General features: G+C 47.7%; 28 protein-coding genes and 3 tRNA genes. 18 read left to right on the top strand and 13 right to left on the bottom strand.

Features of this window, described 5'->3' with window-relative positions:
• Nucleotides 1–71: 71 nt before the first annotated feature.
• The 7 genes from HU143_RS24125 to HU143_RS24155 form a co-directional block, all read right to left on the bottom strand.
• Nucleotides 72–1073 carry a ParB family protein gene (locus tag HU143_RS24125; protein WP_089477069.1) on the bottom strand — a complete coding sequence of 334 codons (1002 nt, stop codon included), beginning with the start codon at nt 1071–1073 and terminating at the stop codon, nt 72–74.
• A gap of 16 nt (nt 1074–1089) precedes the next feature.
• Nucleotides 1090–2286: an AAA family ATPase gene (locus HU143_RS24130; RefSeq protein WP_001285362.1), complete on the bottom strand. Its 1197-nt coding sequence runs from the start codon at nt 2284–2286 to the stop codon at nt 1090–1092.
• A gap of 294 nt (nt 2287–2580) precedes the next feature.
• On the bottom strand, nt 2581–3264 hold the full coding sequence (locus HU143_RS24135) for a GIY-YIG nuclease family protein (RefSeq protein WP_224475892.1): 684 nt from the start codon (nt 3262–3264) through the stop codon (nt 2581–2583).
• A 292-nt stretch (nt 3265–3556) separates the two neighbouring features.
• Entirely contained in the window at nt 3557–4441 is an 885-nt protein-coding gene (locus tag HU143_RS24140) for a RepB family plasmid replication initiator protein (protein ID WP_001113737.1), read from the bottom strand.
• A gap of 334 nt (nt 4442–4775) precedes the next feature.
• The gene (locus HU143_RS24145) at nt 4776–5168 is read right to left on the bottom strand and encodes a hypothetical protein (protein ID WP_001281114.1); all 393 of its coding nucleotides are present in this window, start codon (nt 5166–5168) and stop codon (nt 4776–4778) included.
• A 177-nt stretch (nt 5169–5345) separates the two neighbouring features.
• On the bottom strand, nt 5346–5768 hold the full coding sequence (locus tag HU143_RS24150) for a hypothetical protein (RefSeq protein ID WP_000007769.1): 423 nt from the start codon (nt 5766–5768) through the stop codon (nt 5346–5348).
• A gap of 39 nt (nt 5769–5807) precedes the next feature.
• Entirely contained in the window at nt 5808–6596 is a 789-nt protein-coding gene (locus HU143_RS24155; protein WP_000890199.1) for a hypothetical protein, read from the bottom strand.
• Nucleotides 6597–7058: 462 nt separating this feature from the next.
• Between HU143_RS24155 and HU143_RS24160 the strand changes: the two genes are divergently transcribed.
• From HU143_RS24160 to HU143_RS24205, 10 genes are all read left to right on the top strand, one after another.
• Nucleotides 7059–7343 (top strand): hypothetical protein, encoded by a 285-nt coding sequence (locus tag HU143_RS24160; protein ID WP_001177860.1) that lies wholly within the window; start codon nt 7059–7061, stop codon nt 7341–7343.
• The gene (gene rdgC / locus HU143_RS24165; protein WP_000472529.1) at nt 7336–8241 is read left to right on the top strand and encodes a recombination-associated protein RdgC; all 906 of its coding nucleotides are present in this window, start codon (nt 7336–7338) and stop codon (nt 8239–8241) included. Before HU143_RS24160 ends, rdgC begins: the two co-directional genes overlap by 8 nt.
• Nucleotides 8238–10661: a Dam family site-specific DNA-(adenine-N6)-methyltransferase gene (locus tag HU143_RS24170; RefSeq protein WP_161400188.1), complete on the top strand. Its 2424-nt coding sequence runs from the start codon at nt 8238–8240 to the stop codon at nt 10659–10661. Before rdgC ends, HU143_RS24170 begins: the two co-directional genes overlap by 4 nt.
• 674 nt (nt 10662–11335) lie before the next feature.
• Nucleotides 11336–11411: transfer RNA gene (locus HU143_RS24175), tRNA-Asn, on the top strand.
• A gap of 2 nt (nt 11412–11413) precedes the next feature.
• Nucleotides 11414–11489, top strand: a tRNA-Thr gene (locus tag HU143_RS24180).
• A 452-nt stretch (nt 11490–11941) separates the two neighbouring features.
• Complete coding sequence (locus HU143_RS24185) at nt 11942–12367, top strand: tellurite resistance TerB family protein (protein ID WP_000900640.1); 426 nt, start codon at nt 11942–11944, stop codon at nt 12365–12367.
• Nucleotides 12367–12531, top strand: a complete 165-nt coding sequence (locus tag HU143_RS24190; protein WP_000234829.1) for a DUF3927 family protein — start codon at nt 12367–12369, stop codon at nt 12529–12531. The genes HU143_RS24185 and HU143_RS24190 overlap by 1 nt, the downstream gene beginning before the upstream one ends.
• A gap of 110 nt (nt 12532–12641) precedes the next feature.
• Nucleotides 12642–12717, top strand: a tRNA-Ile gene (locus tag HU143_RS24195).
• A 281-nt stretch (nt 12718–12998) separates the two neighbouring features.
• The gene (dnaB, locus tag HU143_RS24200) at nt 12999–14363 is read left to right on the top strand and encodes a replicative DNA helicase (protein WP_029365170.1); all 1365 of its coding nucleotides are present in this window, start codon (nt 12999–13001) and stop codon (nt 14361–14363) included.
• A complete protein-coding gene (locus HU143_RS24205; protein WP_001198665.1) occupies nt 14363–15361 on the top strand; it encodes a hypothetical protein in 999 nt (332 codons plus the stop codon). Before dnaB ends, HU143_RS24205 begins: the two co-directional genes overlap by 1 nt.
• 46 nt (nt 15362–15407) lie before the next feature.
• Here HU143_RS24205 and HU143_RS24210 read toward each other — a convergent pair whose 3' ends face one another.
• The 6 genes from HU143_RS24210 to HU143_RS24235 are packed head-to-tail and all read right to left on the bottom strand — an operon-like array spanning nt 15408 to nt 20159.
• Complete coding sequence (locus tag HU143_RS24210; protein WP_000535205.1) at nt 15408–16040, bottom strand: hypothetical protein; 633 nt, start codon at nt 16038–16040, stop codon at nt 15408–15410.
• A complete protein-coding gene (locus HU143_RS24215; protein ID WP_000212019.1) occupies nt 16033–17049 on the bottom strand; it encodes a hypothetical protein in 1017 nt (338 codons plus the stop codon). Before HU143_RS24215 ends, HU143_RS24210 begins: the two co-directional genes overlap by 8 nt.
• A 1-nt stretch (nt 17050) precedes the next feature.
• Nucleotides 17051–17836 carry a hypothetical protein gene (locus tag HU143_RS24220; protein WP_000602713.1) on the bottom strand — a complete coding sequence of 262 codons (786 nt, stop codon included), beginning with the start codon at nt 17834–17836 and terminating at the stop codon, nt 17051–17053.
• On the bottom strand, nt 17823–18551 hold the full coding sequence (locus HU143_RS24225; RefSeq protein WP_000896806.1) for a hypothetical protein: 729 nt from the start codon (nt 18549–18551) through the stop codon (nt 17823–17825). The genes HU143_RS24220 and HU143_RS24225 overlap by 14 nt, the downstream gene beginning before the upstream one ends.
• Nucleotides 18552–18554: 3 nt before the next feature.
• The gene (locus HU143_RS24230) at nt 18555–19772 is read right to left on the bottom strand and encodes a hypothetical protein (RefSeq protein WP_001141906.1); all 1218 of its coding nucleotides are present in this window, start codon (nt 19770–19772) and stop codon (nt 18555–18557) included.
• Between the two features lie 9 nt (nt 19773–19781).
• Nucleotides 19782–20159 carry a hypothetical protein gene (locus HU143_RS24235; RefSeq protein WP_000235786.1) on the bottom strand — a complete coding sequence of 126 codons (378 nt, stop codon included), beginning with the start codon at nt 20157–20159 and terminating at the stop codon, nt 19782–19784.
• A 146-nt stretch (nt 20160–20305) separates the two neighbouring features.
• On the opposite strand from HU143_RS24235, the gene HU143_RS24240 reads away from it, so the two are divergent.
• The 8 genes from HU143_RS24240 to HU143_RS24275 all read left to right on the top strand — a co-directional run bounded on the left by HU143_RS24240 (nt 20306) and on the right by HU143_RS24275 (nt 25997).
• Nucleotides 20306–20551 (top strand): hypothetical protein, encoded by a 246-nt coding sequence (locus tag HU143_RS24240; RefSeq protein WP_000840930.1) that lies wholly within the window; start codon nt 20306–20308, stop codon nt 20549–20551.
• A gap of 2 nt (nt 20552–20553) precedes the next feature.
• Nucleotides 20554–21132 (top strand): VRR-NUC domain-containing protein, encoded by a 579-nt coding sequence (locus HU143_RS24245; RefSeq protein WP_001749370.1) that lies wholly within the window; start codon nt 20554–20556, stop codon nt 21130–21132.
• A gap of 66 nt (nt 21133–21198) precedes the next feature.
• A complete protein-coding gene (locus HU143_RS24250) occupies nt 21199–21354 on the top strand; it encodes a hypothetical protein (protein WP_000096174.1) in 156 nt (51 codons plus the stop codon).
• Nucleotides 21355–21855: 501 nt separating this feature from the next.
• Nucleotides 21856–22482 carry a hypothetical protein gene (locus tag HU143_RS24255; RefSeq protein ID WP_001749369.1) on the top strand — a complete coding sequence of 209 codons (627 nt, stop codon included), beginning with the start codon at nt 21856–21858 and terminating at the stop codon, nt 22480–22482.
• Nucleotides 22479–23156 (top strand): metallophosphoesterase, encoded by a 678-nt coding sequence (locus tag HU143_RS24260; protein WP_001354545.1) that lies wholly within the window; start codon nt 22479–22481, stop codon nt 23154–23156. The genes HU143_RS24255 and HU143_RS24260 overlap by 4 nt, the downstream gene beginning before the upstream one ends.
• Complete coding sequence (locus tag HU143_RS24265; protein WP_000684845.1) at nt 23153–23854, top strand: hypothetical protein; 702 nt, start codon at nt 23153–23155, stop codon at nt 23852–23854. The genes HU143_RS24260 and HU143_RS24265 overlap by 4 nt, the downstream gene beginning before the upstream one ends.
• A gap of 301 nt (nt 23855–24155) precedes the next feature.
• Nucleotides 24156–25418, top strand: a complete 1263-nt coding sequence (locus HU143_RS24270) for a hypothetical protein (protein WP_000107689.1) — start codon at nt 24156–24158, stop codon at nt 25416–25418.
• Nucleotides 25419–25490: 72 nt separating this feature from the next.
• On the top strand, nt 25491–25997 hold the full coding sequence (locus HU143_RS24275) for a hypothetical protein (protein WP_000021766.1): 507 nt from the start codon (nt 25491–25493) through the stop codon (nt 25995–25997).
• Nucleotides 25998–26121 lie beyond the last annotated feature (124 nt).

Genomic DNA, 26121 nt, shown 5'->3' on the forward strand with positions numbered 1-26121 from the left:
TTCACCTTGAAATTTTAGAGGGATTTACTTTAAAAACAGTAGGTTAATAGTGAAATTTGAATGGCGAAAGTTTAAGGCTTCGGCTTTTTATCGAGGCTCTTTCTAAGGATATGCCCAATCATCCTGTCGAGTTCTTCCTGTAGCTCTTTTGAAAGTCGATTAAACTCATAAGAAAATGCACGGCCTTTCACGCGCTTCCTTGCAAAGCGATCCTTGTCCTCAAATTTCCATAATTCAGTAACTACGGACTTATCTTTAGAATCTTTATCCGTGAGTAGTGAGGCTTCCTTTGTTATCAAGCGCAGGATTTTATTTTTAACTTCATCTTCGGCCATTTCTTCAATGGATAAGATGTCGTTTATTTCCGGGGATATGTTTTGAATAAGCTGATCAAACTCTAAATTCTTGTTCCCCATTTCGTCGCCAACAGCACAAAGCGTTTTGTAGTCCGAAAAGGTTAATTCCGACTGCACAGGGAAAAGGGCGACTAATTCTTCCGGAGCACTCGCTGCCTGGAGAGCACGCGTGACCTTCGCCTGAGACAGCCCTTCTTTGGCTGCAATATCCTTCTGACTCATCCCATCATTTTTCATTCGCATCAAACGCAGACCTATTTCTCGAATGCTGTGCTGCAATGCTGTCTGAACGTCTTTCGCTAAATTTTGCGCTTCCTGAACGCTGATCTCCTGGTCCGTGACTAAAACCCGCAACCCTACGTTCTCTAAGATGGCAGAAGCTCGACGCCGGGAACCATCCAAAATTTCAATTTTCCCTGTAGCCCGTCTAACACCTATTGCAGGGTAAAATTGCTGATGCTTAATAGTGCTTCGGATACTTTTTAATGATTTTGGCGTAAGAGATGCCTGGTCACGCCCGTTGTTATGCTGATCAACAAAGGTATCGCTTTCTACCTGGTTCGGAGGTATTACCTCTTCAATAAATGTGGCCTGGCGACCAGTTGATAACTTGAATACCTGCTCGACTCGATCGCCAGAGGCTGAAGAACTATCAAATCCGCTTAATATTGAAGGATTAAGGGTTCGCCCAATTGTTGGTCTGTTTTTCTTTGACATGGGGGTTTCTTACTCCTCAGTTAGATCTGATAAATTCAATACGGTCAAAAACTGCTTTAGCAAAATCTTCCGCAGCAATTCGCGCGTTCTTCAATGCATCAGCACTACCAACATACGTTGCCGGGTTAGCTGAAATAACAGTGTCAAAAGACTCGCCGCAGCGTTCAAAACCGTCAAGGCGAGGGAGGACAACATCAAGCATATCCCCACCGAACACTTCTTTAGCCAGGCTATGGCAATACTTATGGTCTGCCTTGTTACTCAACTTGGACATAAAACCAATGTTAGTTGCAAGCTGACACTCGCAGCCTTCATCCGAAATGAGTTTCACCAACTCAGGAAGGCGGGCAACGTATTTAAGCGATGAGTGGAAATCAACCGTTGCAGGCGGCAGAGGTGTAAACAGTATATTGGCCGAGGCCAAAGCATTTTTCAGGAAGGCGTCAAGGTGAGGACCACTATCAACGAGGATAAAGTCATAATCGCTCTTCAGCTTATCAATCACATTTTCTTTCAGGACTGCATGGATGTTCTGACCCGGTAGATGCTCATTGCACAGCTCTCTCCAATCGGATGCAATAAAGGCATCGTCAATCGACGCAGGCATAACGTCAACCCCAGGTACAACAGAAGGAACAATAAACTCCTCTAACAGCTCTTCACGGCTTACATTCTGCAACATAGCCTGTGCAGATGTTGCGTTTACGATACCAATAGAGTGTTTATGGCTTAAAAACATCGTTGCTGAAGATTGCGGATCAAGGTCAATAACCAGAATCCTTAAATCTTCCATCAGAAGATGAGGGTGAGCACGCATTGCATGCGCCAGAGAAACCGTCGATACAGTTTTTGACACACCGCCTTTAAGATTAGAGATGAAAATCACATACGCTTCGCTGTAGCGATCCCGGTATTTTGGCACTCCGCGATGTTCATATATGTCAATGATGTTCTGAATTGACATCGCATATTTCATTGAAGAGCCAGCAGGGCGTTTATCGAAAACATAACCCTTTTCTTCCATTTCACTTACGGCATAGTCAACGTTCGCACGAGTCAGTAGAGGCAATTTTGCCAGTGCCGCTTTCGCATAGACCTGGTAAAACTCGTTCGCGTGTAGCTCATCCTTTTGCAACTGTACTTGTTCAGTCAGAACATTGAGCATTCTATTTGCTCTTTGAGCAACCTTGTGAAGCTGGCTGGAATCACTCATCGAAAGTCATCCTTTATGCTGTATTTTTGAATTTAATTAAAAATGCTGCATAAAATAATAATGTATGCGTAGATGCTTGTACATAGCATTCTCTGCATGTTTGGTTCATTTTGCACGATTGAGAGTTACAAGGAGGGCACAAAAAAGCCCCGTTCAGGGGCATCAGTGTTATTTGCTAAGAGCAGCGAATAATCGTTCGAAATCGATAGTATCTATAGCACGCGTAAGCGCCGGAAGTTCAGCCTCAAAGTACCCGTGTCGATCGTAAAAGAAGGGACCGAAGAGCGAGGCATGTTAGATTCTACTTCGCCCCAGCCCGGACACACAGTTAAGCCCATTACCGGCTAAAAGGCTAAAAAACTTCTCTGGATTATCGTGGTAAAGCTGGGAATCAATGGTGGCGGTTAACTCTTCCATAGGGAAGCACACCCGCCCTGTATCCCAGGGATATTTAGTCCGAAGCATAAACATTGCTTTCAGCAATTCACATTGAGCGCGGATCGCGTCCGGTTCATAGCCAGATATGGAGACATAAGCCACGTCCCTCATTCCTGCGTCATCTTTGAAAGTCACGATAGAAGTAACATCCAGCTCTTTTTCGAAAGAGCAAGCAGCATCTACTGGACGCTGAAGTAAATCATTCGACTTAATGCGCTCGAGAATCCCTCCCCACATATCATTTAGATATTCGATATGAGCCAAAACCTTATCAAGACACTCTCGTGTAAACCATTCAGTATGCCCGCCACCGACGCTTTTCTCCCACGGCGCATTCCAGGGGAAAAAGGTTGCGTGTAAAGCCCGCTCAAGATTAACCATTGCCAAACGCGTACCACGATAGACCCGTGAAAGCGCAAAATCGGGACTCACTTGTAGCCCTTTAAACCGTGCCAATGGACCACATGAAATGCCGATTTTAAAAGTATCTCCGTTCTCTGGCACCAGAACGTAGAGGTAGTGTTGTTTCTCTTCTTGCATATCAATACCACTGCTTGATGAGAACCGCGCAAATGTTGACTATGCGCGAAGGTTAATGTGAATAGTTGACTATGCGCGATGTGACTACAGTCAAAAGTTGACTGTAGTCGATTTAACTCCACCAAAGATCGACTATGTAAGATATTGTCGGGAGAAACGTTGACTATACGCGATGAAATGCCCCTAAAAGCCATCTCAATAGCGACTTGCAGAATATTGACGCCAGCAAAAATCCACCAGCGTCAACGAATGTCGCCTATAGTCAACTTCTCGCTATCGCATATAGTCAATATTATGGATTGCGCTTATGGATCTGGAAGCCGATTTTCCTGCCGTTTTTTATCTCTGAAAATTTAAGATATTCAATAGCTTCCAAATCTTTCATGGCTTTTCTGATAACGCTATTTTGCACGCTAACGGATGATTTGAGATTAAGCCTCGCTCTAAGGCGCTCAATGCTGACAGGTGCCGGGTTGGCGGGTAGAGCCTCAAAGAATGTATACAGTACCTTGGCCGTCTCTTTGCGCCCTAGTTTATCCAGCATCTTCAGCTTCAGGATTCGCTTATAGTCAACATAGTAAAGTTCAGATAGCTGTTTCTGCGGCTGGATCTCGATAACATCAAGCTCGGTATTCAGGCTGCTATATGCCAACAAGTTGACGTTAATGTTATTGAGATGACCTTTTGCCGCCGGGAAGCGGAATTTGACAACTGTCTGCTGAATGCGTGTCAGAGAATCATCAATACTTTTACGGAACGCCTTTGAAAGGCGCTTACGTGGATAGCCGCATCGATCGGCAAACTCGGAGAATGGCAGGGTGATTATACCGTCATCATCAGGTGCGTAGTCAAACAACGCGGAGGTTATGCCCACCCACACCTTAAAATCAGTATCCATATCCAGGCGTGGACCATGAATTTCAATTCCCTCATAGCCTTCCTGCTCAACAATTTTGAGGCTTGATAGTTCTTCGGTTGCGTTCGTTGTGTTTGTAGTAACTGACGATCCGCGACGTAGTGCCACATTGGTAGATTTTAAGGTTGGCACAAACACACCTAAGCGCAACAAAGCGATGGGTTGTATAGTGCTATTGTTATTGGGTTTCAGGCTGTGGATTTCTCCTGTATTTCCAGCAACTTCTTCAACGCTAAGGAAGCCTTTATTTTCTTCCGGCATCGTGGTTTCTCCATATGTGGCGCGGCCTGGCGTCATCTGGATTGCAGTTATCAACAACTGTGAATAGTCAGGCTCTAAAATCGCGTACAGTCAATGTTTCTGTCGCGTATAGTCAACAATAAATCGCGTGCAGTCAACAATAAATCGTGCACAGTCAACATAAAATCGCGTATAGTCAATGTTGATCCCATTTCAGGCCAGAAATGGCGCGGCTTACAGCGATCCGGGATCTTCTTTGGATCTTCCTAGGTTCTCTTTAGGATCTGTTTATTGGATCTATGCTGTGGATAAGTTGAATAAACCGGCCAATAAAGCCGGTTGGAAGGAAGCCGTATTATTCTACGCTTTCGATAAGAAGACCATGTTCATAGCATTTAAGCTCATCGCCTTCATACAGGAACTGGTATCCAATACCACCATATTCAGGCACATTAGGGAATAACTCATCACTTACCGAAGAACAAATCACACCAATGCAGCGATCAACGCCTTCTCGTTCTTCAGTGCTGAAAAAATCCTCTTCGGTAAGAACATGAGTACATTGCTCATCAGCATAGGTCGGAAATACATGCTCGATGCAATCCGGGTGTTTTAAACCAAGCTGATCGGCAAGCTCGAAAGCATGACGGTATTGTTCAGATCCTGGCTTGCCAACAGTGATGTGCTCAATTTTGTAGATTGAAGTCGCTTTGTTGATAGTTTGCTTTACTGTTACTTTATCAGACATAAAAATCCCTTTTAGTTACCGCTGATAGCGCGGTTGTAATCATTAACGTTGCGATTCTTCCTGTTAATCCCCATCAGCATCGTTTCTGTATCGAGGATATACGCTGGCAGATCATCAAAATATTCACTGCTAAACTCTGGCATCCTGCACATAAATGCACTTTTTGGGGCAGGGTGGTTAACCTTTGTCGGCGTCGGCGTTAAATTCGCTGATCGACTCCCGGAGCAACCGCTGAGTGTCAGCAGGAATACGCTGGCGAACATTACCCGCCGCAACAAGTTGTTTCTGAACTTCAGCTTTTCGTTCCATTTGCCTGTCAGCATACTTGGCTTGTTCTGATTCATTTTTCACTTCCTGGCTGTGAAAATGTTGCTCTGCTTTGTTCATCGTCTCAATGGTCTGGTTAAGATCCATTATTGACTTATCACGTTCCTTAACAGCCTGATCAAGACTGCCAATTTTCTCCATGGCTTGCTTTAGCTGATGACGTTCCCACGCAAACCCAGCACCAACAAGTGCGCAAATCAGAACAAGAACACCAGTAGCAGCAAGTTTCTCCTTCAAAGACAAAGCTGTTTTTAATGTAGAAAAGAATGACATGTCTTCCTCCTGAAGAAAAATTATCAATGAAGTCCTTTGTTACTGTGTCGCTTTGTTTAATTCATCAAGAACAGAATCAGGAACCAAAGCGGCGATTGCGCTGGCTGTGCTGGCCTTATTTGCTGATGCTTCCGCAAGCGCGGTACCGATAGCATGGTTATAAGCAGTTATGGCTACGTTGGCGCTTTCATTCGCTCGTTCATACTGCTGTTGTAACGCAGTTGTGGGTGCTGTTGTCTGGTTGAAAACAACCCCAAACTGTTCAGTTGCTACTTTCAGAGATTCAATTTGCTCTTCTGTTAGTGCTGGTGGGGGAGTGGCAGTGCCGCCGCCTGAACCAGAGCCTGACGAGCTTCCTGAGCCAGTGTTAAGGGTCTGGTTAATCTCCCCCATAGCCGCGACTAAACTTGATGTATTAAGCGCGTTTACAGCGTCCTCAAGCGATTTAGTAATAGTCACATCACCAATGGCAATAGAGATCGGCAGTTCTGAAACTTCTCGCTCATTAGCACGACAGTAAACATCCCAACCAATATCGAGTTGAAGGAGCATTGACAGATCAGCATAACCAGCCAACAGGTCCGCGTGCTGAGTTGCCAGCCCTCCAATATTCGTTAAACCGGTTGCGGTTGTTCTGATCGTTGAAACATAGCTGGTAATAGTGTCGGGATAGACAATTGTATCCAGAATTAATCCGGTCAATTCTTCTGCAAGCAGTTTTGCTGTGTTAGCACTGTTTCGTGCCGATGTTATGGCACCAGGTGTTTTCATCCCACCGGCGGCGGCCAATTTTTTATATGCGGATAACTGGTAGTCTTTTTCCAGCATGATATCTCCTAACTTACCTGAACCAGGCCGTCTCCGGCTGCAACGGTAGAGCCGCATGAAACAGGATCACCAACGCATACGATCCCTTTCCCGTTGACGGTAAACCATGCCCTGGTTGATATAGCTTGCCCGCCGTGCGTGCTGTTCCCATCGGTATGCTGTGCATATTGCTTACCATCAACTAACACTTCGACTCCGTTGACTTTAAGTAGTGGTTCGCTCTCTACGGGAGGCCTGGATGGGAATCCTCCGTGCCCCGAACAAATGCTGTCTTTTGTTGCAATACTTGCCACGTCATCACCAATGATTTGCTCTGATTTTCGTTATTTTAACTTAGGTTATTTGTGGTCTGTGTGGCGTTTACTTATTGCAAAATTGCTCTAATAAATATTGTTTTTTATGTCGTGTTTTCGGTACCATTCAGCCATCGCCCTTCAATGGGCATTTGTTTGGAGTCGTCAGATGCAGATGGAGCTAATAAGCCGCAAGGAGTTCGATAGCCGTGTAACCAGCGGTGAACTCGACAACTTGCAGGCGATCAAGGTGAAAGAAGGCTTTTGCCTCATTGGGAATCAGAGCGGAACAAATCGCGTTTTTATGCTTCGCCGTACGGATTTGAAGCCATTTGTCTGGAAGAACGAAATTGGTCCCAGCTCATACGCTCAAACGAGGGGGTGCCACAACCTGGCCTTTTTCTACAAAGACGAGCTTTCTGTGGTTGATATTCAAGGGTTACAACATGTTTAAGCACTGGAAAAACATTACTATTTATAAACTTTCTCGTGAGGCGGATCTGACCGACTTAGAAGATAAAAAGAAAATGATCCTTTTCACGCCATGCGGTAGTCAGGATATGGCCAAGTTCGGTTTTGTATCTCCATTTGGTGATAATTCCGAAGTTATCGCTATGCATGGAAATGGTTTTATCCTTGTTGAAGCAAAGCGCGAAACAAAAATTCTTCCCCCGCCGGTTATCCAGCGAGCTATTCAAGAAAAAATTGAAAAACTTGAGCAAGAACAAGCGCGTAAACTGAAGAAAACAGAGAAGGACTCCCTGAAAGACGAAGTTCTGCATTCTCTTCTGCCACGGGCTTTTTCAAAGTTTTCTGTTATCCAGGCGATCTACGACGGTTCAACTAAACGTATCTATATCAATGCCAGCGCGCGGCAGGCAGAGGATATGCTCGCGCTTATGCGTAAGTCTCTGGGTTCTCTTCCTGTTGTTCCCCTGAGTGTTGAAAATCCCATTGAATTAACGCTGACCGACTGGGTACGTGATGGTAGTGCTCCACAGGGATTTCAAATGGGGGATGCGGCAGAACTTAAGGCAGTGCTTGAGGATGGCGGTATTGCCCGAGTGAAAAAGCAGGACTTGGGAAGTGATGAAATATCCACACACCTGGAAGCTGGCAAGCTCGTCACTAAGTTGGCACTCGACTGGCAGAACCGCATTAAATTTACACTGGACCATAACTTCAGCCTTACCAGCGTCAAATTTGCGGATGAATTGCTTGAGCAGAATTCTGATATTGATAGTGAAGATGTTGCGCAGCGACTGGACGCAGATTTCTTCCTGTTGACCAGTGAAATTTCGTGCCTGGTTGATGCTCTGGTAAATGCCCTTGGTGGAGAGGCTAAGCAGTGAAAGAGCTGTGCTATGGATCTGTTTGCAGTGGAATTGAAGCCGCGAGTATTGCCTGGGAACCGTTGGGTATGCGTCCGGTGTGGTTTGCTGAAATCGAGTCTTTTCCATCTGCCGTTCTTGCGCACCGCTGGCCCCATGTCGCCAACCTTGGCGACATGACAAAACTTGCCAAAAAAGTCCTGGCTGGGGAAATCGAATCCCCTGATGTGCTCGTCGGGGGTACGCCTTGTCAGGCATTCAGTATCGCGGGCTTACGTGGTGGGCTTGATGATGAACGCGGCGCGCTAACTTTGAAGTATGTGGAGCTTGCAAATGCAATTGACGACAAACGGTCTGAGTCCTTCCTCAAACCGACAGTTATCGTCTGGGAAAATGTCCCAGGAGTCTTGTCATCGGCAGATAACGCCTTCGGATGTTTCCTTGCTGGATTGGCTGGAGAAGATGTGCCATTTGAACCAGGTGATCGACCTGAATCAGGAAAAAGCAACGCGTTCTGGCGGTGGGATGGCAAAACCGGTTGCCATGTTCCAAAGTGGCCGCAGTGTGGTTGTATTTATGGACCGCAGCGAAAGGTGGCCTGGAGAATCCTTGATGCCCAATACTTCGGAGTGGCACAACGACGCCGACGCGTGTTTGTTGTCGCAAGTGCTCGAACAGACCTCGATCCCGCAACGGTACTTTTTGAGTTCGAAGGCGTGCGCCGGAATATTGCGCCGAGCAGAGGCGAGGGGAAGGAAGTTGCCGGAAATGTTGGAAATGGCATTAAAAGCGGGAGCCATTGGGATAACCCTGTAAATCCTCACCCGACACTTAACCAGTCACACAATACTGGTGGGATCGGTGCAAGTAACCAGGAGATTTTTGCGCAGCGAGGCAGCGGACTTGTGTATTGCATGGCGCATGGGCAAGGGGGGGCAGAAATAAAAAATGATGGGACATCACCTACTCTTACTTGTAATCATGAAGCTCCAATTGTGTTTTCTTGCAAGAAAACTATTGCGTTTACAAGCAAAAATTATGGGCAGGATGCGGGTGTTGAGATTTCCCCAACTTTACGAGCTGGTAACTCTGCTAATAGCAATCAAAACGCGGGATGCCCACCAGCTGTTGCGTATTCGCTACAACATGCACAAATTGGGCGAAAAGATGATGCTGGACCGCAGGGTAAAGGGTGGCAAAAAGAGATAAGTTTTACTCTTGATTCCCGCGCTACAGCTGACGCCGTTGCGTTATCTTTTGGGGGGCAGAAAAGTATTGAAAAAGGCGAATTAGGTGATAATGGTTACTTACCTCATATGATGAGTGTTCGCCGTCTTACCCCTATCGAATGTGAAAGGCTGCAAGGTTTTCCTGATGGGCATACGTTGATCCCGACGGAAAAGCGTAAAAAAGTTAATTCAGATGAACTGGCATATCTTCGCAATCACTATCCAGATTTAAGCGAAGAAGAGGCCGCGATGCTTGCAACTGACGGACCGCGTTACAAAGCGATCGGCAATAGTATGGCGATACCAGTAATGCGCTGGATTGGCGATCGGATTACCAAGGCTGCATGTCGGCAGAATGAAGGGAATGAAACAAAAGAGCGAAAAGTTAAACCAGCGGCAGAATTCGAACGGTCCATATTCAAATGGGCTGGTGGAAAATTTGGTGTTCTGGAACAAATCTTTCGCTATTTGCCAGAAGGGAAGCGCCTGATTGAACCTTTCGTCGGTGGCGGAGCTGTCTTCATGAATGCCGGATACCAGGAAAATCTGCTAAATGATGTGAATGCTGACCTGATTAACTTTTACAAGACTCTGCAACGCGAGGCGCATTCACTTATCACACTGGCACATCGGTTTTTCCAGGACTACAACACACAGGAAGGATACCTGGCAGTACGGAATGCGTTTAACAAACAAGTCTATGATGATTTACATCGCGCAGCGGCGTTTTTGTTCCTGAACCGACATTGTTTTAACGGATTGACGCGTTACAACCAGGCCGGTGAGTTCAATGTCGGTTATGGGAAGTATAAAACTCCGTATTTCCCATTGCAGGAGATGGAAGCCTTCCTTGGTGCGGAAGGGCGTTCTGAGTTTGTATGTGGTGATTTTGCTGCGGTGATTGAAGCTGCCGGAGAAGGAGATGTCATTTTTTGCGATCCGCCATATGAACCGCTTCCAAATACAGAGGGATTCACGAACTATTCCGGTCATGACTTTAAGTTTGAAGAGCAAAAACGCCTGGTGTCTCTGTTGACGGATGCACATCGCCGAGGTGCAAAGGTTCTAATTACTAACAGTGGCGCGCCAAATATCAGAGAGCTTTATCATGACAGTGGCTTCAGAGTGGAACCTCTTTTTGCCAGACGTTCTGTGTCTTGTAAGGGGGACACTCGAGGTGTAGCTCATGACGTTCTAGGTATATTGCTCTAATAAATTTATTAGTGTAATATAGCCTCAATGAATCGTGATTTATAGAGCGATTTAGCTGTTAGCCGCGACAGGCGCGGCGGTAAGCATGGCTGGGCCTAGTCCTCCCAGACAAACCACCGAGTTGCCAGGTTGACCATGCGCCTAAGTGGCAACTCCGAAGTGCGTTACGAGCTTCCAGTTTGCCCATCTTCGGGTGGGCGTTTTTTTTCAGGGTTTTCGTCATGGTTAGCGACTTTGCGGCGGTTTAGAAACTGACCATTAAAGTAAATGCAAACGATGATCTGATGATGGTAGCGGCCTAAGAAGCCAGACGCCACGGGGTATGAGTCGTCCCCCGTCAAAAAATCGACCGCAGAGTGTCCCCGTCTGTGTATTAGGGAACGGGGAGGCATAACAGGCAAGGGCGCTGGTTCGATTAACCAGATGAGCGAGAAGGGGCCATCTTTTTGGTCAGCGTCCTTACCTGTTACGTCCTTTTTCATTCGGCGTAACAGCAATTGCTTTTAGCAATTCAGGAATTTCGTCTTGCTACGGGTATATCCCGTCATGCTGAAGGCGCTAATCACGCTGGAAGCCAGGGTTATGCATCCCCTGTTACCGAATTGCAGTCAGGGCGCGGTGCGCCGAAAAGCATACGGAGGTGGAAGCCCTCGCCGGAGACGTACCCGGCAAGTGATGGTGTAGCTCAGCGGTTAGAGCGGTTGACTGTTAATCAACGGGTCGATGGTTCAAATCCATCCACCATCGCCAATGCCGGTTTAGCTCAGTTGGTAGAGCGCCTGCCTTGTAAGCAGGATGTCAGCGGTTCGAGTCCGTTAATCGGCACCAGCACAACAGGTAAGGGTATTTTGCGACGTCGGAGATCGCCGAGCTTGGCAGAGGGTTCGAATCCCTACGAAGTACCCTTACCGTTGTGATGAAGTGCAGCTCTTTGAAGCAACCAGAAGATAAGCATCTGGCTTCACAACATAAACCGCAGGAACGACCAATAAACGGTAGTCCGTATGGAGAACACCCCGTTGAGGAAGAGGCCTGGCCGGAACCGTAACCGGCACTACAACGTTGAGAACACTGGCGTAACGGGGTCATATCCCAATCTACAGGTCCACCAAGAATGCTCTTTCCGTTGCGGTGAATGCGGCTAAGCGCACGCGGGGAAATGGTTATATCTGTCCATTATTTCTCCTTGTTTCCACGTCCACGGTGGATAACCAGCCAAAGGACACCGGGAGGCACCCGGCACCGCAACCTTATTTCCCAACCAGTAATGAGGTTAATAAATGCTCGGCATTCTCAAAAAGAAATTCCGCAAAGCGGCTGGCGGAGTCAAGAAGATGGAAAACCGTGATGCGGTGGAAGCGACTGTCTGGGGCGCATATTCCATTGCATACTCTGACGGCACCTGCGATGCGAAAGAAATTGCAGTATTGGAAAAAACCATTGCAGCACTTCCTGCCTTTGCGCCGTTCTCCGGTGAAATTGCCCAGATGAGCGCCAATATTCGCGCTCAATATGAAGCCTCGCCGCGCCGAGCGAATGCCCAGGCTTTACGTGAACTGGCTGACGTGTCTGGAACTAATGATGCGGTAGATGTTCTGTGCCTATGCATTGATATTGCTGACCAGGATGGCATTGGGGCAGAAGAGCAGGAGCAATTGAAGAAAATTGCCCAGGCTCTTCAATTGCCACTGGAACAGTATATCTGATGGTTATAAAAGCACGTCTAATTCTGGCTTTGGTTTTTCTCGTGCTATCTGTGCTGGTGGATTTCACCAGCACAATCCTGTCGGTTTTATCCGACGGGGCGTTGGTAGCAGTAGCTGTAACATTGGTATGGCCGATATTTAAACCAGCCTCGAAGGATCAGTGATGAGCTTCTGGGATTTTGCAGATAAGTATCCAATTGTTCTCATTATCATTGTTGCCATAGTTGTAGGCGGTATTGTTAGCGCCATTGAAGCACTTAGGAAACAGTAATCCGGCCCTTTAGCTCAGTGGTTAGAGCTGGCGACTCATAATCGCACGGTCACCGGTTCAAGTCCGGTAGGGGCCACCATATTTGGTTGTAACACGGCGTCTGGCACATGCGTCGTTAGCGGTCTGGTGACGTTAAAGGGGTTACCTTTTCCCCTAGCTCAGGCAACAAACCAGGTAGCCGGAATGTGCAAGCCCCGTTCATAGCGTCGGACTGCGGATTCACCATCTTGGCGATTCGGTGTGACAGCCGGGAAGAGTCCGGCGAATTAATCCTGATTTTCTGGTGATGACTCATATCGTTAGGAGTGATTTGAGTATGCCGATTATATCTGACATTCAGCACGCCTGGGTGGAGTGCTAATGTCTGCATCCCCTCTTGAATCCATGCCAAATTCCCTTAGTGCAGAACAAGCTGTACTTGGTGGCTTAATGCTTGATAACTGCCGCTGGGATGAAGTGGCAGATCGTATAGTTGCTGATGATTTTTATACCAATGCTCATCGTGAAATTTTCAGTGAGATGGAGAGGTTATTAAGTCATGGCAAACCGATTGATTTGATAACACTTGCTGAAGCACTTGAACAGAACGGTAAATTAGAACGCGCCGGTGGTTTTGCGTACCTTGCGGAGATGTCAAAGAACACGCCCAGCGCGGCAAATATTTGTGCTTATGCGGATATCGTTCGTGAACGCGCGGTTGTTCGTGAAATGATTTCCGTCGCAAATGAAATAGCTGAAGCTGGATATGCGCAGGATGGCCGGGGCAGCAATGAATTGCTGGATATGGCCGAACGCCGCGTTTTTGAAATAGCTGAAAAACGACAAAAGAGCGGTAGTGGTCCAAAAGATATCGCCAGCATTCTCGATGCAACGGTATCTCGCATAGAAGAGTTGTTTCAGCGACCGCATGATGGTGTAACGGGACTTGATACCGGATTTACCGATCTCAATAAGAAGACGGCAGGGCTTCAGTCGTCCGATCTCATCATTGTCGCCGCCCGCCCATCTATGGGGAAGACCACGTTTGCGATGAATCTCGTCGAAAATGCCGCAGTTCGTAACGATAAGCCCGTATTGGTTTTTAGCCTTGAGATGCCGAGCCACCAGCTGATGATGCGCTCACTGGCTTCTCTTGCACGCGTTGATCAGACTCGTATTCGAACAGGGCAACTTAACGACGAGGATTGGGCGCGGGTTTCTGGCGCAATGGGTATTCTGTTGGACAAGCAGAATATTTTTATTGATGACTCAAGCGCCCTGACGCCGACAGAGCTACGTTCCCGCGCTCGTCGTGTTTATAAAGAAAATGGTGGTTTGAGCATGATTATGATCGACTACCTGCAACTTATGCGCGTCCCGGAGCTGCAAGATAACCGAACGCTGGAAATTGCCGAGATTTCTCGCTCACTGAAGGCGTTGGCGAAGGAATTACAAGTACCGGTGGTGGCATTGTCACAACTTAATCGATCGCTTGAACAGCGTGCGGACAAACGACCGGTAAATTCAGATTTACGTGAATCAGGAGCAATTGAGCAGGACGCAGACCTGATCATGTTTTTGTATCGCGACGAAGTTTATCACCCGGATAGCGAAATGAAGGGCATTGCCGAGGTAATTATCGGAAAGCAACGAAATGGCCCAATTGGCACGGTGAGATTGGCTTTTAACGGCCAATACTCACGGTTTGATAACTATGCTGGTGCTGACTGGCAAGAGGATTATTAATGCAATGGAATGAGGAAAAGCCGATGAACATCCTGATCATTGGGCGAAAATTTGAAGCTATCAGTGATGTGAAAACATATACGGAAATGTGGGCTTACAACCTGGCCTGCGCCTTTAGTGAGGCAGGGGTAACATTGCAATACCATCGTCCATATTCCCCCGGCGTCGAAAGCCCGGAGGATTATGTTGAAGCTGTGTTGACCGCTGCGACCTCGTGTTCTGCGAAAGCCATTTTAGCGCCAGGATTGCGGTATTTTACTACGGTGCCCAGGGAAATAGGCGTGCAACTGCGTCGTCGATTCACTGGATGGGTAGCCCAGGTATACGACGGTTCTATGCTGGATTCGGCACCAGTCGATATTACTTTTACTGTCCGCGATGATACCTGGCGGTACCTGGATAATCCAGGCAGGTTAGAGCGTCATAATCGCTTTAACAAACATGTTGGATGGGCAGCGAATCAGGATCTGTTCCATCTGGAAACCAAAACAGACGATGTTCTGCGTATTTTTGTAGACCACGCTGCATTTGATGTTAGTGGGTTTGATCACTCCTTAAGTATCCTTATGAACCTTCAGCGTCTGACCGTTCCGTATGAGGCCAGAACGTTGACCGATGACGGATTGATTACCATTGATCCGGGGAATATATCGGTAACCCCATACAGACGGACGCCGGTACCAGCAACCGAATTTGCAGCTGAATTGCGTAAGAGTGACGTGTTTATCGTTACGCATCCCGAAAGCCTTGGATTAACTGTACTTGAGGCGGCAATGTGCGGGGCGTTGGTATTAACGCCTCCCGATTGCCTTCCGCCAGATCGCTTGGCTTTGGTGAACCATATGGTTATCAAGTCGCGGATTGATTGGGATGAGGTTATTGCTCGCGTTGATCGCGTGAAAAATGCTGAAAAGGTCCAGTGTCACACCTGGTCGGCAATTGCGGAAAAGATGCTTGAGACGTTTATCACGCAGAAACCGTCGTGCGGTAACGGATAAAAAATTGAACCCGTCATAACAGAAAAGCCCGAACGCCGGGCTTTTCTTAAGCCTTGTCAACAGAGACTTGAGCGGCTTTTATGGATAGATTCCCGCTGGCCTCTATCGCCATACTTCCCCCCGCCTTCAGGGCGACATCCGCGCCTGACTTTATATCGAGATTTCCTGCGGAAGAGATGAATGCCGGACCTTGAGAAATGGCATATAACTCCCCGGCCTCGTTGAACCCGATTGTTGTTCCACTTTTCAAGTGCGTAACGGCCCAGGCTCCGCCCGCCGTCCGGATCTCCATTAGTCCGTTCCGCGACGAAATAAAGTCTTTTTTGGCGCTGGTTGATGGTTGTGCTGGTGCACCTTCAACTTCAGGCGGTACATAGCCTTCACCTTGTCCTGACGCTTCAGGCGGCACATTGGGAGCGCCACCGGATGCATCCTGTGCATAACCGATTATCAATGGCCATCGCGAATCCCCATTGTAGGGAAATTCTACCCATACTTTATCGCCGGGCAGAAATGGTGAAAACGTGTTTGCATTGGACAATATGGCTTCTGCCCACGGCAATGAGGCATCTGGTAGCCCATCCATCATGCCGACAACGCGTATTTGCGTACGCATCAGACCTTTAGGGTCATCGACGCTTACCACTACAGCCCGATACTTCCCTGTCAAACTACCCATTCACCACTCCTAACTGTGCACGGCTGACAAAACGGAAGCGGTCTTCGAAATGAGTCACGGACATCACTATCATTTTGTCAGGGATAGATTCATCGAGTTCTCCGTCACCTGCCGTGTTATGCACGACAATTTTCAGCGTCGTACCCGGAGTTAGCACGGCATTTCCTTCCACCAGCATATCGAGGCGGGGGAGAATGAATTTGTTGTAGTTCGCCAGCGCGGTAGGATCGGGATTGCTCGTAAATTTAATGGGGTCTTCCTGGTTACCTGAGTAAACCACACCTTTGGTCATGTCATAACTGGCCATTCTGTAATTATGGCGGCGCTGGTATTCATAATCGGCATTCAGGATGTTGAACTGACTAATTGTAAATCCGGATGTGTTGGGATTGGCGGACTCATAAGTAAGCGATGGAGCGGCGTTTGCCATTTTTTCCATACTTTTAAAATTGATCGTCCCCCTGGATGCCCAGCACATAGAACCGGTATCCCTGGCTATCTCCTGCAATACCTTGGTCGGTTTTTCTCCAACATTTAGGTGGTATGTGGATGTTTTTCTGAATGAGTCAGCATTTACCTTCAGACCAGGGGCAAGAGAGGAAACTACGGCTGATGGGGGCTTATCAACAAAATACTGTGCGCTGGTGGACGGAACTTTTAATAACCGCACCGGGTTACTAAACGCGTAAATCAGTACAGTATCGTCCTTGCGCGGCGCTTTAAGAACAAAGAACTCTTCCGAGAAGAGGATGCCGCCATGACCTTCCGGATCACCAAGTGAAACGGTCAGTATTGTCCCAAATTTCACCCCCAGCTTATTGACCACGTAAGCCGTTGAATCCCTGACCATGAGCATAAGCTGGGGACCAGATAGCTCCCCGGGTTCGACATAGGTACATCCTACGATCATTTCGCGAGGGATTTCGTTCTGCCCAATTGAAACAGATTGCAGGAATAGCTGAGTGCGTTTTGAATCAGTTTCCGGGGCTGTGGTGGTCTTTGTGGCCATCTCATTCCTCCAGAATTTTCGCTTTTACCGTTATGGTGCCGGTGGTTTGCTGCATATAAGCCAGGATAGGAAGCTCCGCCACTACTGTGAGGTTCAATCCAACCGCGAACAGCCTGTTGTCGGCGGTGCCGGTGGTCAGATCCTGAAATGCGATTGATTTTTGCCCTTCTATGTAACAGGTAACCGGTATCTCATAACCGCCGACATTGGCAGTGTGAGTGAAAGATGCCTGCCCGAGGCTGGCATACATTCGTAGCCAGAATGCTAATGCAGTTGTAACCATCCCAAGAGATTCCTTCTCGTCACTGGCTATCCATAGCGAATATTCCAGTGAGAAAGGGATAGTCGATACCAGGGCTTCAATCTCATCATTTTCATTGGTGACATGCCCTTCATCGTAATTATCCCGGCACAGTTCACCTTCATAAATTGAAAATGCGGGAGAACGAGACAGATTCACAAGCGGCATTGCCAGCTTATTTACCGGGCCAGCAGAGGCTGTATCTTTGCGCCCGGCGCGATCGGCTTCAAATGACGACAACCACTCCTTCACATCACTAAAAGTGCCGAGCGTTATGCGATCTCTTGGTGTGCGTTTCAGGAACTCCCGGAACGACTGGTTAATGCGATCATTAAAGCTGACAACTTGTGAGTCGAACGCTTCGTTTAAAGCCTGTGCGAGCGCCGAATCAATGCCATCAATAGTGGCAAATTCCAGCTTACCAGTTGGAGTAAGACCTTTTTTCTTAAAGATGGCCAGTAGCCATTCCTGATTATTCAGAATCACCGATGAAATTCCCTTCAAAGGCGCGTGAAGGCACGCAATAAAACAAACTGCCTACCCTGGCAGTGCCGTAATTGAATATTTTATGGATGTACCAGAAGCGGCGAATGGTTGTGCCGTCTGACAGCTGTTCCAGCCATTCGAGCATAGAACCCACTGGCACATTGACGGCGGCTAACCGAAGGATTAAAGCACTGTCGCTAATTCCCGTATTATCACTGCCGTCGTATAGCGCGTAGAAGGCGTCCATCTCATCCGGGCAGTCGAGGGCCGTTATCAGTTCTGGATCCTGATAGTCATATATGCGTTGGTTCGGTTCTATTATTTCAGGTGCCGTTTCAGGTGCATTTTTGTTTCTGTAAGGTATTGCGCGATACAGAACTGCATCGAATGAGTCAGGGTCTAGCTTGATTGCTTTGAGCCAGTCCATCCGCACAAGGTTATTAAAAACTGCATGACCTTGATAACGGTGGCGCACACCAGAATCACTAAGCAGGCCGTGATCCAGATTGGGAAGGTGATTGTCCTCCACAGGATCAACAATATTACCAACGTTAACACCATCGGTTTCGATTTCAGCATCAATATCTTCCTCTTCAATCAGTTCAGAACCTTCGCCTGGAATATCCGGATCCGATTCGGTGTCCGGGAGGTTATCACCAGTCACTTGTTGTGATGGTTCTGTGTCCTCAAACATGTCATCAAAGAAACCAGCCATCGATTATCCTTTCCGTTTACGGGCTTCGTTAATTTGTGTCTCAAGAATGCTTCGCGCCTGCGCGGTGGCAGCGGCCTTGTCCATTCCCTGACTCATGAAAAACTTTATGAGGTTGTTCGCCTGCGTTTGCAGGGCTTTTTTGAGAGCGTCGGCTTCAGCGCGAGCCTGGGCTTCCCTCACCAGCGAGGCTTTTAGTTCGGCATTCTTCCTGTTTGCCGTGGTGCGAGCTTTTTTTAACAACCGGCGAACGTTGTCCGTGGCGCTATCTTTGGCGCGTAGTTTTTTGCCTAATGCATCCTGAGATTTCAGATATAACTCATACTCACGCGCCGCTTTAGCCTGATCCGTCGTTGTTGTCCGGTTGCGCGCGAGCGATTTAGCCAGTTCGCCTTTGAAATAGGTTGTTGTCTTCCGCTTGTCATCGCCGAAGGCCACCTGTTCAGCTGCTTTTTCCAGGGCAATAATGATGGCCTTGTGCCATGTGGGAGACTGAAAACGCGTCATAGCGTGCAACACATGTTTGCAGGCTACACCAGTCAGATCAGGGTTGCGGATTTTGGGGAATGCATACTCTTTTGGCGGCGCGACAGCATAGTTACCAGCAGTGGCCATATAACGATACCAGTATTGATGGCGTCCACAATCACAGTCGAAAGATACCCGGCCCTTGCAGAGATCGGCAGCGATTCGGGCTTTTTTCGCACCGTCTTCAGCAATTTCCTCAACGGCTTTATCCCATTCCTCAAATCGAATTCTGACACGGTGATGCTGGTGGACCGACTCATCCGAGGCATTAACAGATATCAATGCAAGGTTGTGTTTTAGCCCGAGGAATGTCGCGGCTTTGATCCCTGTGCCATCAGAAACCTTGTTGTTAGCGCGTTTTATATCAATGCTGGTGGACTGCGCCACCAGCTGAGCATAGGTAATGCCGGGTACCGTGCTCTTGAATTTGGTTTTATGAGCCTGCCTTGAGGTGTTGAAACTGCGTATATCTTCGGGCGTAAAGTAGGTGCCATCTTTCTTTTTCCCAAGGCTGAGGAATGCCTCAAGTTCGCGGTTACGCATCCCCATAATCCTTGGGGTGAGTGTACGTCGCGCGTTTCGCCGATTCTGACGCTGCTGTTTACGGATAAGATCGAAGACCTTGTTAAAGTCTTTTGCACTTAATCCATCAGTCTGATAGCGACCAAGGTTGTCGCGAGCATATTCAGTTGGCATTCAATTCCCTTACGCAATGGATAATGTCCCTATTACCTGGCCGTCGTATTGGAAATGGCGAATCATTTCGCGGATCCAGGTGGCAGGTGGGAGTTTTAATTTTTTGCCAACAGTCATACCCTGAGACTCATCCTCAAGCCCGGCGGCGAGCGTCACAACCCAGCGTAGCTCTGCTATGCCCCACATACGGTAAGCCAGCAAATCCGGGCGATATTGCTCATCGGGAAGAACGTAATAAATCGTCAGATTCTTGTCGTTCGATTCACACATAAGCATCACCTCTTTGCGCAGCTCTGCCCTGAGTATTGGATCGGCTATGTTGCGGTCGTCATACCGCGACAGAGGATATTGCCGGGTGCTTTGGGTTGTAGTGATTGATGTAGCCATAGTCAGCCTGCCAGAAATAGATGATGGTGATTCTACTGCTAGTCATTTGTTGATTATTTAACTCAATAAAAGAAAATTATTAGTGCAATTTTGGTTGTGAAATGTATCATTCTGCCCTTAAGTAGGTTCTTCACGAGGAAACAAAATTGGCAGAACGTGTTGATGATGCAGAGCTGAGCATGAATCAGTTAGAAGCTCTCAAAGACATGGCCATCGATAACATCAGAAAGCAGGCACAGGTCGTGAGTCAGGTATTTACAGGGAAGTGTCGTTACTGCAATGAACCGATTGAATCAGGCATCTATTGTGACGCTGAGTGTGCACAATGGCACAGGGAAGAGCAGGCCGCAAAACAGCGTAAATATGGCATGCGACCGGCAGGATTTGACTGATTATGTTGCGCTTTACTGAGGAAGAGTTTCAGGCTTTTAGTGAGCGTCGAAATAAGGGGCGGTCCAGGCCAAAAACCAAAAAGGATCCATTCTTATCGCTTGCGCCGGTAAAAGAAGTTTCTCCACATGCGAAGGCACTTGCAGCACTGGCAAAGAACCCAGACCTGCGCGACGGAAATTGCGAGCACTTCGAGCAGGTTTTCATTTTTGATTACTTCGAACGCAAGCACCCTGACATCTATGATCTGTTGCATGCAACGCCTAACGGAGGGAAGCGTTCAAAAGCAACCGCTGGGAAAATGAAGGCTGAAGGGCAGAAAAAAGGTTATCCGGACATGAGTCTCGATAAAGCATGCGGTATTTATCACGGCATGCGAATTGAGCTTAAAGAACCAAATGGTAAAGCCCCGACGAAAGAGCAGATCGCCTGGATGCGCAGGCTTAGAGAGGAAGGCTACTACGTTGTTCTTGCGTATGGTGCAGAACAAGCGATTACCGCCATCCTGGAATACATAAGCCTTAAAAAGGGTGAGGCTATTGAGCATGTATTGAACGGCGATAAGTGGTTGTCTGTCGCTTAAAATAATAAATTAATTAGTGCATGTACACTCTTTGTGGTAGTGCACTTTAACATCGGGAGAATAATCGTGTCATCCAAGGTTAATTATGAGTCGCTGGCATCGGTCATGCCGCGTAATGAACAGGAAACAGATGCTGTAGTGGACCCTGTAATCGCTGAAATGAATGCTCGCCTGGAGGCTGAATTTGCAGCTGAGAATGAACATACCACCCAGGGCGACTAGGACTGTTTTTTGTGTCGGTAGCGGTCCGTCACTCACTCGTGAGGACTGTGCTGCTATAGAAAAAACTGGCTGTTCAATCATCGCGGTTAACAATTCCTGGCAGATGTTCGATGACATTTATGCCTTATACGCCGGTGATTTGTCATGGTGGAAGCAATACGGATCCACCATACCGGGAGGGAGATTCCGCAAAGTGACAGCCAACCTGGCGGCGGCGAAATCATTTTCGTTGGAGTACAGGCGATATTGTGGACCGGCGGAAGGGGTAAATAGCGGCGCGCAGGCTATCAGTCTGGCTGCTGAATCAGGGGCTGAAGTAGTGGTATTAGTCGGCTATGACTGTTCTCTGCAAAACGGCCTTCATTGGCATGGCGCGCACCCTCAAGCCCTACGGAATCCAACGCAGGTGTCTATTTCAAAATGGCAACAGCAGTTCCTGGATACCCGCAAAAAACACGCAGATTTACATATTTTGAATGCAAGTAGGAGCAGTGCAATTCAATGTTTCCCAAGAATAAATTTAGAGGCAGTGATCGCGTTATTATCGTCGGCAGTGGCCCAAGCGCCGCAAACTTTGTTGCGCCGCGCGGAGTGCCGATTATAGCGGTCAATGGGGCCATCGACTGGCTGAACCGCGCTTCTTATTTTTTCACACTTGATCCATCGCCAGACAATATGCGGCGCGTTGGTCGTGGCCGCCGTCGCCGTGGTGTTTGTTATTGCATGGCACTACCCGATGTTAAAGAACGTGAAGTCAGAGATGGCGTTCTGTGCTTCCGTCGTGTGGCTGAACGCGGCATGGAGCCAAACAATACGAATTCTCCCGAGTGGTGGGCGTGGCGCTGGTCCGCACATTTCGGACTTTGCGAAGATGAGAATGAAATTGCCAGCGGCAATAGTGCATATGGTGCTCTGAACCTGGCTTTCCATATCGGATTCAAACATGTCGCCCTGGTGGGCGTTGACGCTACACAAGAACCACGCGTTCACTCCGGCGGCACGCCAAAAAATCTAAGTCACCTGCCTTTGTTATTCCAGTCTGCGCGTGAACGGATTGACGTTGTTTCATGCGGGAAAATGGGAGGTATTCCGCAGATGACTCTTAAAGAATGGCTGAAGAATACATGATGGCACCCACAATTTATCACCGTATCGACGGTACCAAATACAGGAATGTCTGGGTTGTTGGTGATCTGCATGGTTGCTACACCAGACTGATGTCCGAACTCCATCGTGTGGATTTTGACCCGGCGCAGGATTTACTGATATCGGTCGGCGACCTTATCGATCGCGGTACTGAAAATGTCGAATGTCTGGAACTATTGCAGATGCCCTGGTTCAGGGCAGTGATGGGGAACCATGAGCGGCTGATGATTGATGCGTTAAGTCCAGATGGCAACGTGAATAACTGGCTAATGAATGGCGGACAATGGTTCTTCATGCTGGACACTGATCAGGAAATATTAGCTTGGGCGCTGGTGGAGCTGGTAAAGCGTCTGCCCTATATCATTGAGTTGAACACCGGGCAAGAAACTATCGTTATAGCCCATGCCGACTATCCGGATAATGAATACCAATTCGGTAAGGAGGTGCCGCTTTTCAACGTTGTCTGGGCGCGCGAGCGTATCAGTGATTCGATGGATGATATTGGTGGCGAAATTTCGGGCGCAGATCGTTTTATCTTTGGTCACACTCCGGTGAAAAGCCCGAAGACATTCTGGAATCAGCAGTATATCGACACTGGTGCCGTATTTTGCGGAAACCTGACATTGATGAAAGTGAAAGGTGATGGTGCAGCATGAAGATTGCTTTAGTTTTTCGCTCTGGTGGTGACTATAACGCTTCCGATGTGCAGTGGCTGGTTAATCAACTGCCAAAAGGCTATGAAATTATTTGCCTGACAGACCTGAAGCGTTTACATGTACCTGGCGTCAAAGTTGTCCCATTGATCAACCAGTGGCAAAAGTGCCGTGGCTGGTGGGCGAAAATCGAGTTGTTCCGACCGGATATAACCGATGATCTGTTCTATCTGGATTTGGACACGGTTATTGCCGGTGATATACGCCCAATCCTAGAGCATCCACCAACCAGCTTCACCATGCTTAGGGATTTTTACCATCCACAATATCGTGGCAGCGGTGCCCTGTGGATACCAAATAGTGTTAAAGCGCATATCTGGAGTTCATTCTGGCAAGATCCGGAAGGTTGGATTTCTCGTTGTGTCACTACTGAGTGCTGGGGTGACCAGGGGTTCTTACGAAAGGTTATGGGCGATGATACACCAGCATTTCAGGATCTGTATCCAGGATGGTTTGTAAGTTACAAGGCCGATGTTGTGGAACCTGGTTCAAAATATGCGAGCGCGCGTTACTCCAGGGGGAATGGGGCATTACCAAAAGACTGCCGAATAATCTTTTTCCACGGCAAACCGCGACCTCGCGAAGTGTCAGAGGATTGGCTTCCCCTTATCAGCTCGTTTTTTGAGCGAGAATCAGAATAATATTGCTCTAATAATTCCATATTTTTAAAACGTGATGTACACTCATCACGTTTTTTATTAGAGCAATCTACAAGGTGCACTATGTGGCCATTCCGACGGAAATATCACTACTGGCTGATCGCCTTTGTTACGCCGACCGGCGGTATCAGGCATGTCATCACCAGGTATCGCAACAAGAGACTCACCTTAGCCAGAATTTTACAGGCTGCCATAGGTGAGGGACTGGATACAAATTGCGTAGTCCTTCCTCCTTCATACTTAGGAAAAATGACCGAAGCACAAGCTAATACGGAACTTTGAAATGAGCACTTCAGCACAAAACCAATCAATCGAAAATGTATCTATCCCTGATGTCCTGAATGCCGGTATCCCGGCCATTATCCAGAACATCCGGGCCGCGCAACGCCGCGTTAGTTGTGATGACCTCACAGCACGTTTTTTTGATAATGCGGTTCAGTCAGCGGAGATGCTTCACGCACAGCTTATTGATGTTTATAACGCAGAAGCTGATAGCCATAACTCCCTGGTAGATGCAGCTGAAAATATGCAGTTGGATCTCGGTCTGAAGGGTAAAGAAATTGAAGAGCTTCAGCTGCAAATTGAACATTTGAAACGCCAGCAACAGGACGCGATCGACGATGCGACGCATGACGCCAACCAGCGTGCTGATAATGCCGAACGTATAAGCATTGAGCTGGAAACAAAACTCAATGAAATGACCGCGATGGTTGAACTGCGGAACTCACAGATTTCAACGCTAAAATCTCAATATAAAGAGATCATGAAACTTGATCCTTTTAACCTTGAGAAACGCTATAACAAAGCTAAAAGCGAGCGACAGGAACTGCGTAAGCAGGTCGCCGACCTTAACCAACAGCTCAAAAAAACTATTAAAGATGCAAGCGAAGCGCGCGTGGCATTTGCTAATAAAAAAGCAGAGGTTACCGCGCTGGTTAATGAGAATGCCAAATTTGCGACGCTCAAGAAGGAAATGTATGGCATTACTGAGCGCCGTTTCCCTGCAAGCAAACTTCATCCGACGTTAGGGCAAATCTCCTTCTTCCCGCGCCTCCTGGCTTATGGGATCTCATCGCCTAAAGAGTTCAATAACGAGCGTCCTTATATCGTTTCTAAGCTGGACTTTGCTTATCAGTTCTGCTGCGACATGGGCTATGCCATTGATATCCGAATCAACGAATGGTTGATGCCAAACTTCCAGCCGCTGGCCATTTTCCGCGAGTTCCAGCCGGAAGGTTGGGTAGAGTTCTTCCATGAATTGATCTGTAAAGAGATGGAAAGCCGCCGCCCGGAACTGGTCCGCCGTGTCGAGTGGGCGCAAGAGGTTATGTTGGCAGATGCAGAGCTGCCGTTCGAACCGGAATTTATTGATGATCTGGCAGCTAAAGGGCTGCATACCCTGTTTGATGTGGTTACCCGCCGTCATGAGCAGTTGGTTGTCGAATTGGGTTTAGAGGAAACAGCGGCAAGAAGACTTCTCGATGTTTGCTATGCACGTAGCGATGCATGGGAAAAAGAGAACGGCGGCACTATTTACGTTCGCTGACAGTTACAGTGTCACTTTTAATGCTGGTGGAGTGCGCCCACCAGCATTTTTTTCGTCCAATGAGGAGGGCATTTGAGTATTTTCAATAAACACGCACACCAGGAACGTCCGTATATCGTCATAGTTGATATTGATGGAACAATATCAGAGGCAACTGAAGACAGACTGCATTTGCTTCCGCCACCAGGTAAAGGTGCATTAACAAAGGACTGGAACGAGTTTAATCTCGCCTGTGACACCGATACTCCCATCACTCCAGTTATTGATATGGTGCGCCAGTTATTTAACGTTTACACGGTCTGGTTTGTAACCGGGCGCTGTGAGATCGCAAGGGATAAAACACGAGCCTGGCTGCGGAAGTACGTAACAAACGGGGCAGAGCCTTTGCTATCTATGCGTCCTGCCACCGATGACAGAAATGACGGCCCAGCAAAGATTGATCTCCTTAAGAAAATTGGTCTAAGTAAAATCGCGTTCGCGCTGGAAGATAAGATTGAAGTGGCGCGTGTTTTCAGGAGGCACGGCGTGCTTACGTTAATGGTCAGGGAGTATGAAAACGCGCTTCTCCATCAACAATAATTGCTCTAATAAATATTGATTTTTAAAACAGAGGAAGTGAAAATAAAAACATGCCGCAAGGCGCGGCATGTATCCAATCAATCACAGGAGCTGAAAATATGAACACGGCATTCAAAATCATTAT

Origin of the sequence: Salmonella sp. SJTUF14076 (assembly GCF_015534835.1) — a bacterium.
GTDB lineage: Bacteria > Pseudomonadota > Gammaproteobacteria > Enterobacterales > Enterobacteriaceae > Salmonella > Salmonella enterica.

Excerpts from the sequence above, each read along its gene's own strand:
- HU143_RS24125 (WP_089477069.1), bottom strand. The coding sequence starts at position 1,073 with ATGTCAAAGAAAAACAGACCAACAATTGGGCGAACCCTTAATCCTTCA.
- HU143_RS24130 (WP_001285362.1), bottom strand. The coding sequence starts at position 2,286 with ATGAGTGATTCCAGCCAGCTTCACAAGGTTGCTCAAAGAGCAAATAGA.
- HU143_RS24135 (WP_224475892.1), bottom strand. The coding sequence starts at position 3,264 with ATGCAAGAAGAGAAACAACACTACCTCTACGTTCTGGTGCCAGAGAAC.
- HU143_RS24140 (WP_001113737.1), bottom strand. The coding sequence starts at position 4,441 with ATGCCGGAAGAAAATAAAGGCTTCCTTAGCGTTGAAGAAGTTGCTGGA.
- HU143_RS24145 (WP_001281114.1), bottom strand. The coding sequence starts at position 5,168 with ATGTCTGATAAAGTAACAGTAAAGCAAACTATCAACAAAGCGACTTCA.
- HU143_RS24150 (WP_000007769.1), bottom strand. The coding sequence starts at position 5,768 with ATGTCATTCTTTTCTACATTAAAAACAGCTTTGTCTTTGAAGGAGAAA.
- HU143_RS24155 (WP_000890199.1), bottom strand. The coding sequence starts at position 6,596 with ATGCTGGAAAAAGACTACCAGTTATCCGCATATAAAAAATTGGCCGCC.
- HU143_RS24160 (WP_001177860.1), top strand. The coding sequence starts at position 7,059 with ATGCAGATGGAGCTAATAAGCCGCAAGGAGTTCGATAGCCGTGTAACC.
- rdgC (WP_000472529.1), top strand. The coding sequence starts at position 7,336 with ATGTTTAAGCACTGGAAAAACATTACTATTTATAAACTTTCTCGTGAG.
- HU143_RS24185 (WP_000900640.1), top strand. The coding sequence starts at position 11,942 with ATGCTCGGCATTCTCAAAAAGAAATTCCGCAAAGCGGCTGGCGGAGTC.
- HU143_RS24190 (WP_000234829.1), top strand. The coding sequence starts at position 12,367 with ATGGTTATAAAAGCACGTCTAATTCTGGCTTTGGTTTTTCTCGTGCTA.
- dnaB (WP_029365170.1), top strand. The coding sequence starts at position 12,999 with ATGTCTGCATCCCCTCTTGAATCCATGCCAAATTCCCTTAGTGCAGAA.
- HU143_RS24205 (WP_001198665.1), top strand. The coding sequence starts at position 14,363 with ATGCAATGGAATGAGGAAAAGCCGATGAACATCCTGATCATTGGGCGA.
- HU143_RS24210 (WP_000535205.1), bottom strand. The coding sequence starts at position 16,040 with ATGGGTAGTTTGACAGGGAAGTATCGGGCTGTAGTGGTAAGCGTCGAT.
- HU143_RS24215 (WP_000212019.1), bottom strand. The coding sequence starts at position 17,049 with ATGGCCACAAAGACCACCACAGCCCCGGAAACTGATTCAAAACGCACT.
- HU143_RS24225 (WP_000896806.1), bottom strand. The coding sequence starts at position 18,551 with ATGGCTGGTTTCTTTGATGACATGTTTGAGGACACAGAACCATCACAA.
- HU143_RS24230 (WP_001141906.1), bottom strand. The coding sequence starts at position 19,772 with ATGCCAACTGAATATGCTCGCGACAACCTTGGTCGCTATCAGACTGAT.
- HU143_RS24235 (WP_000235786.1), bottom strand. The coding sequence starts at position 20,159 with ATGGCTACATCAATCACTACAACCCAAAGCACCCGGCAATATCCTCTG.
- HU143_RS24245 (WP_001749370.1), top strand. The coding sequence starts at position 20,554 with ATGTTGCGCTTTACTGAGGAAGAGTTTCAGGCTTTTAGTGAGCGTCGA.
- HU143_RS24255 (WP_001749369.1), top strand. The coding sequence starts at position 21,856 with ATGTTTCCCAAGAATAAATTTAGAGGCAGTGATCGCGTTATTATCGTC.
- HU143_RS24260 (WP_001354545.1), top strand. The coding sequence starts at position 22,479 with ATGATGGCACCCACAATTTATCACCGTATCGACGGTACCAAATACAGG.
- HU143_RS24265 (WP_000684845.1), top strand. The coding sequence starts at position 23,153 with ATGAAGATTGCTTTAGTTTTTCGCTCTGGTGGTGACTATAACGCTTCC.
- HU143_RS24270 (WP_000107689.1), top strand. The coding sequence starts at position 24,156 with ATGAGCACTTCAGCACAAAACCAATCAATCGAAAATGTATCTATCCCT.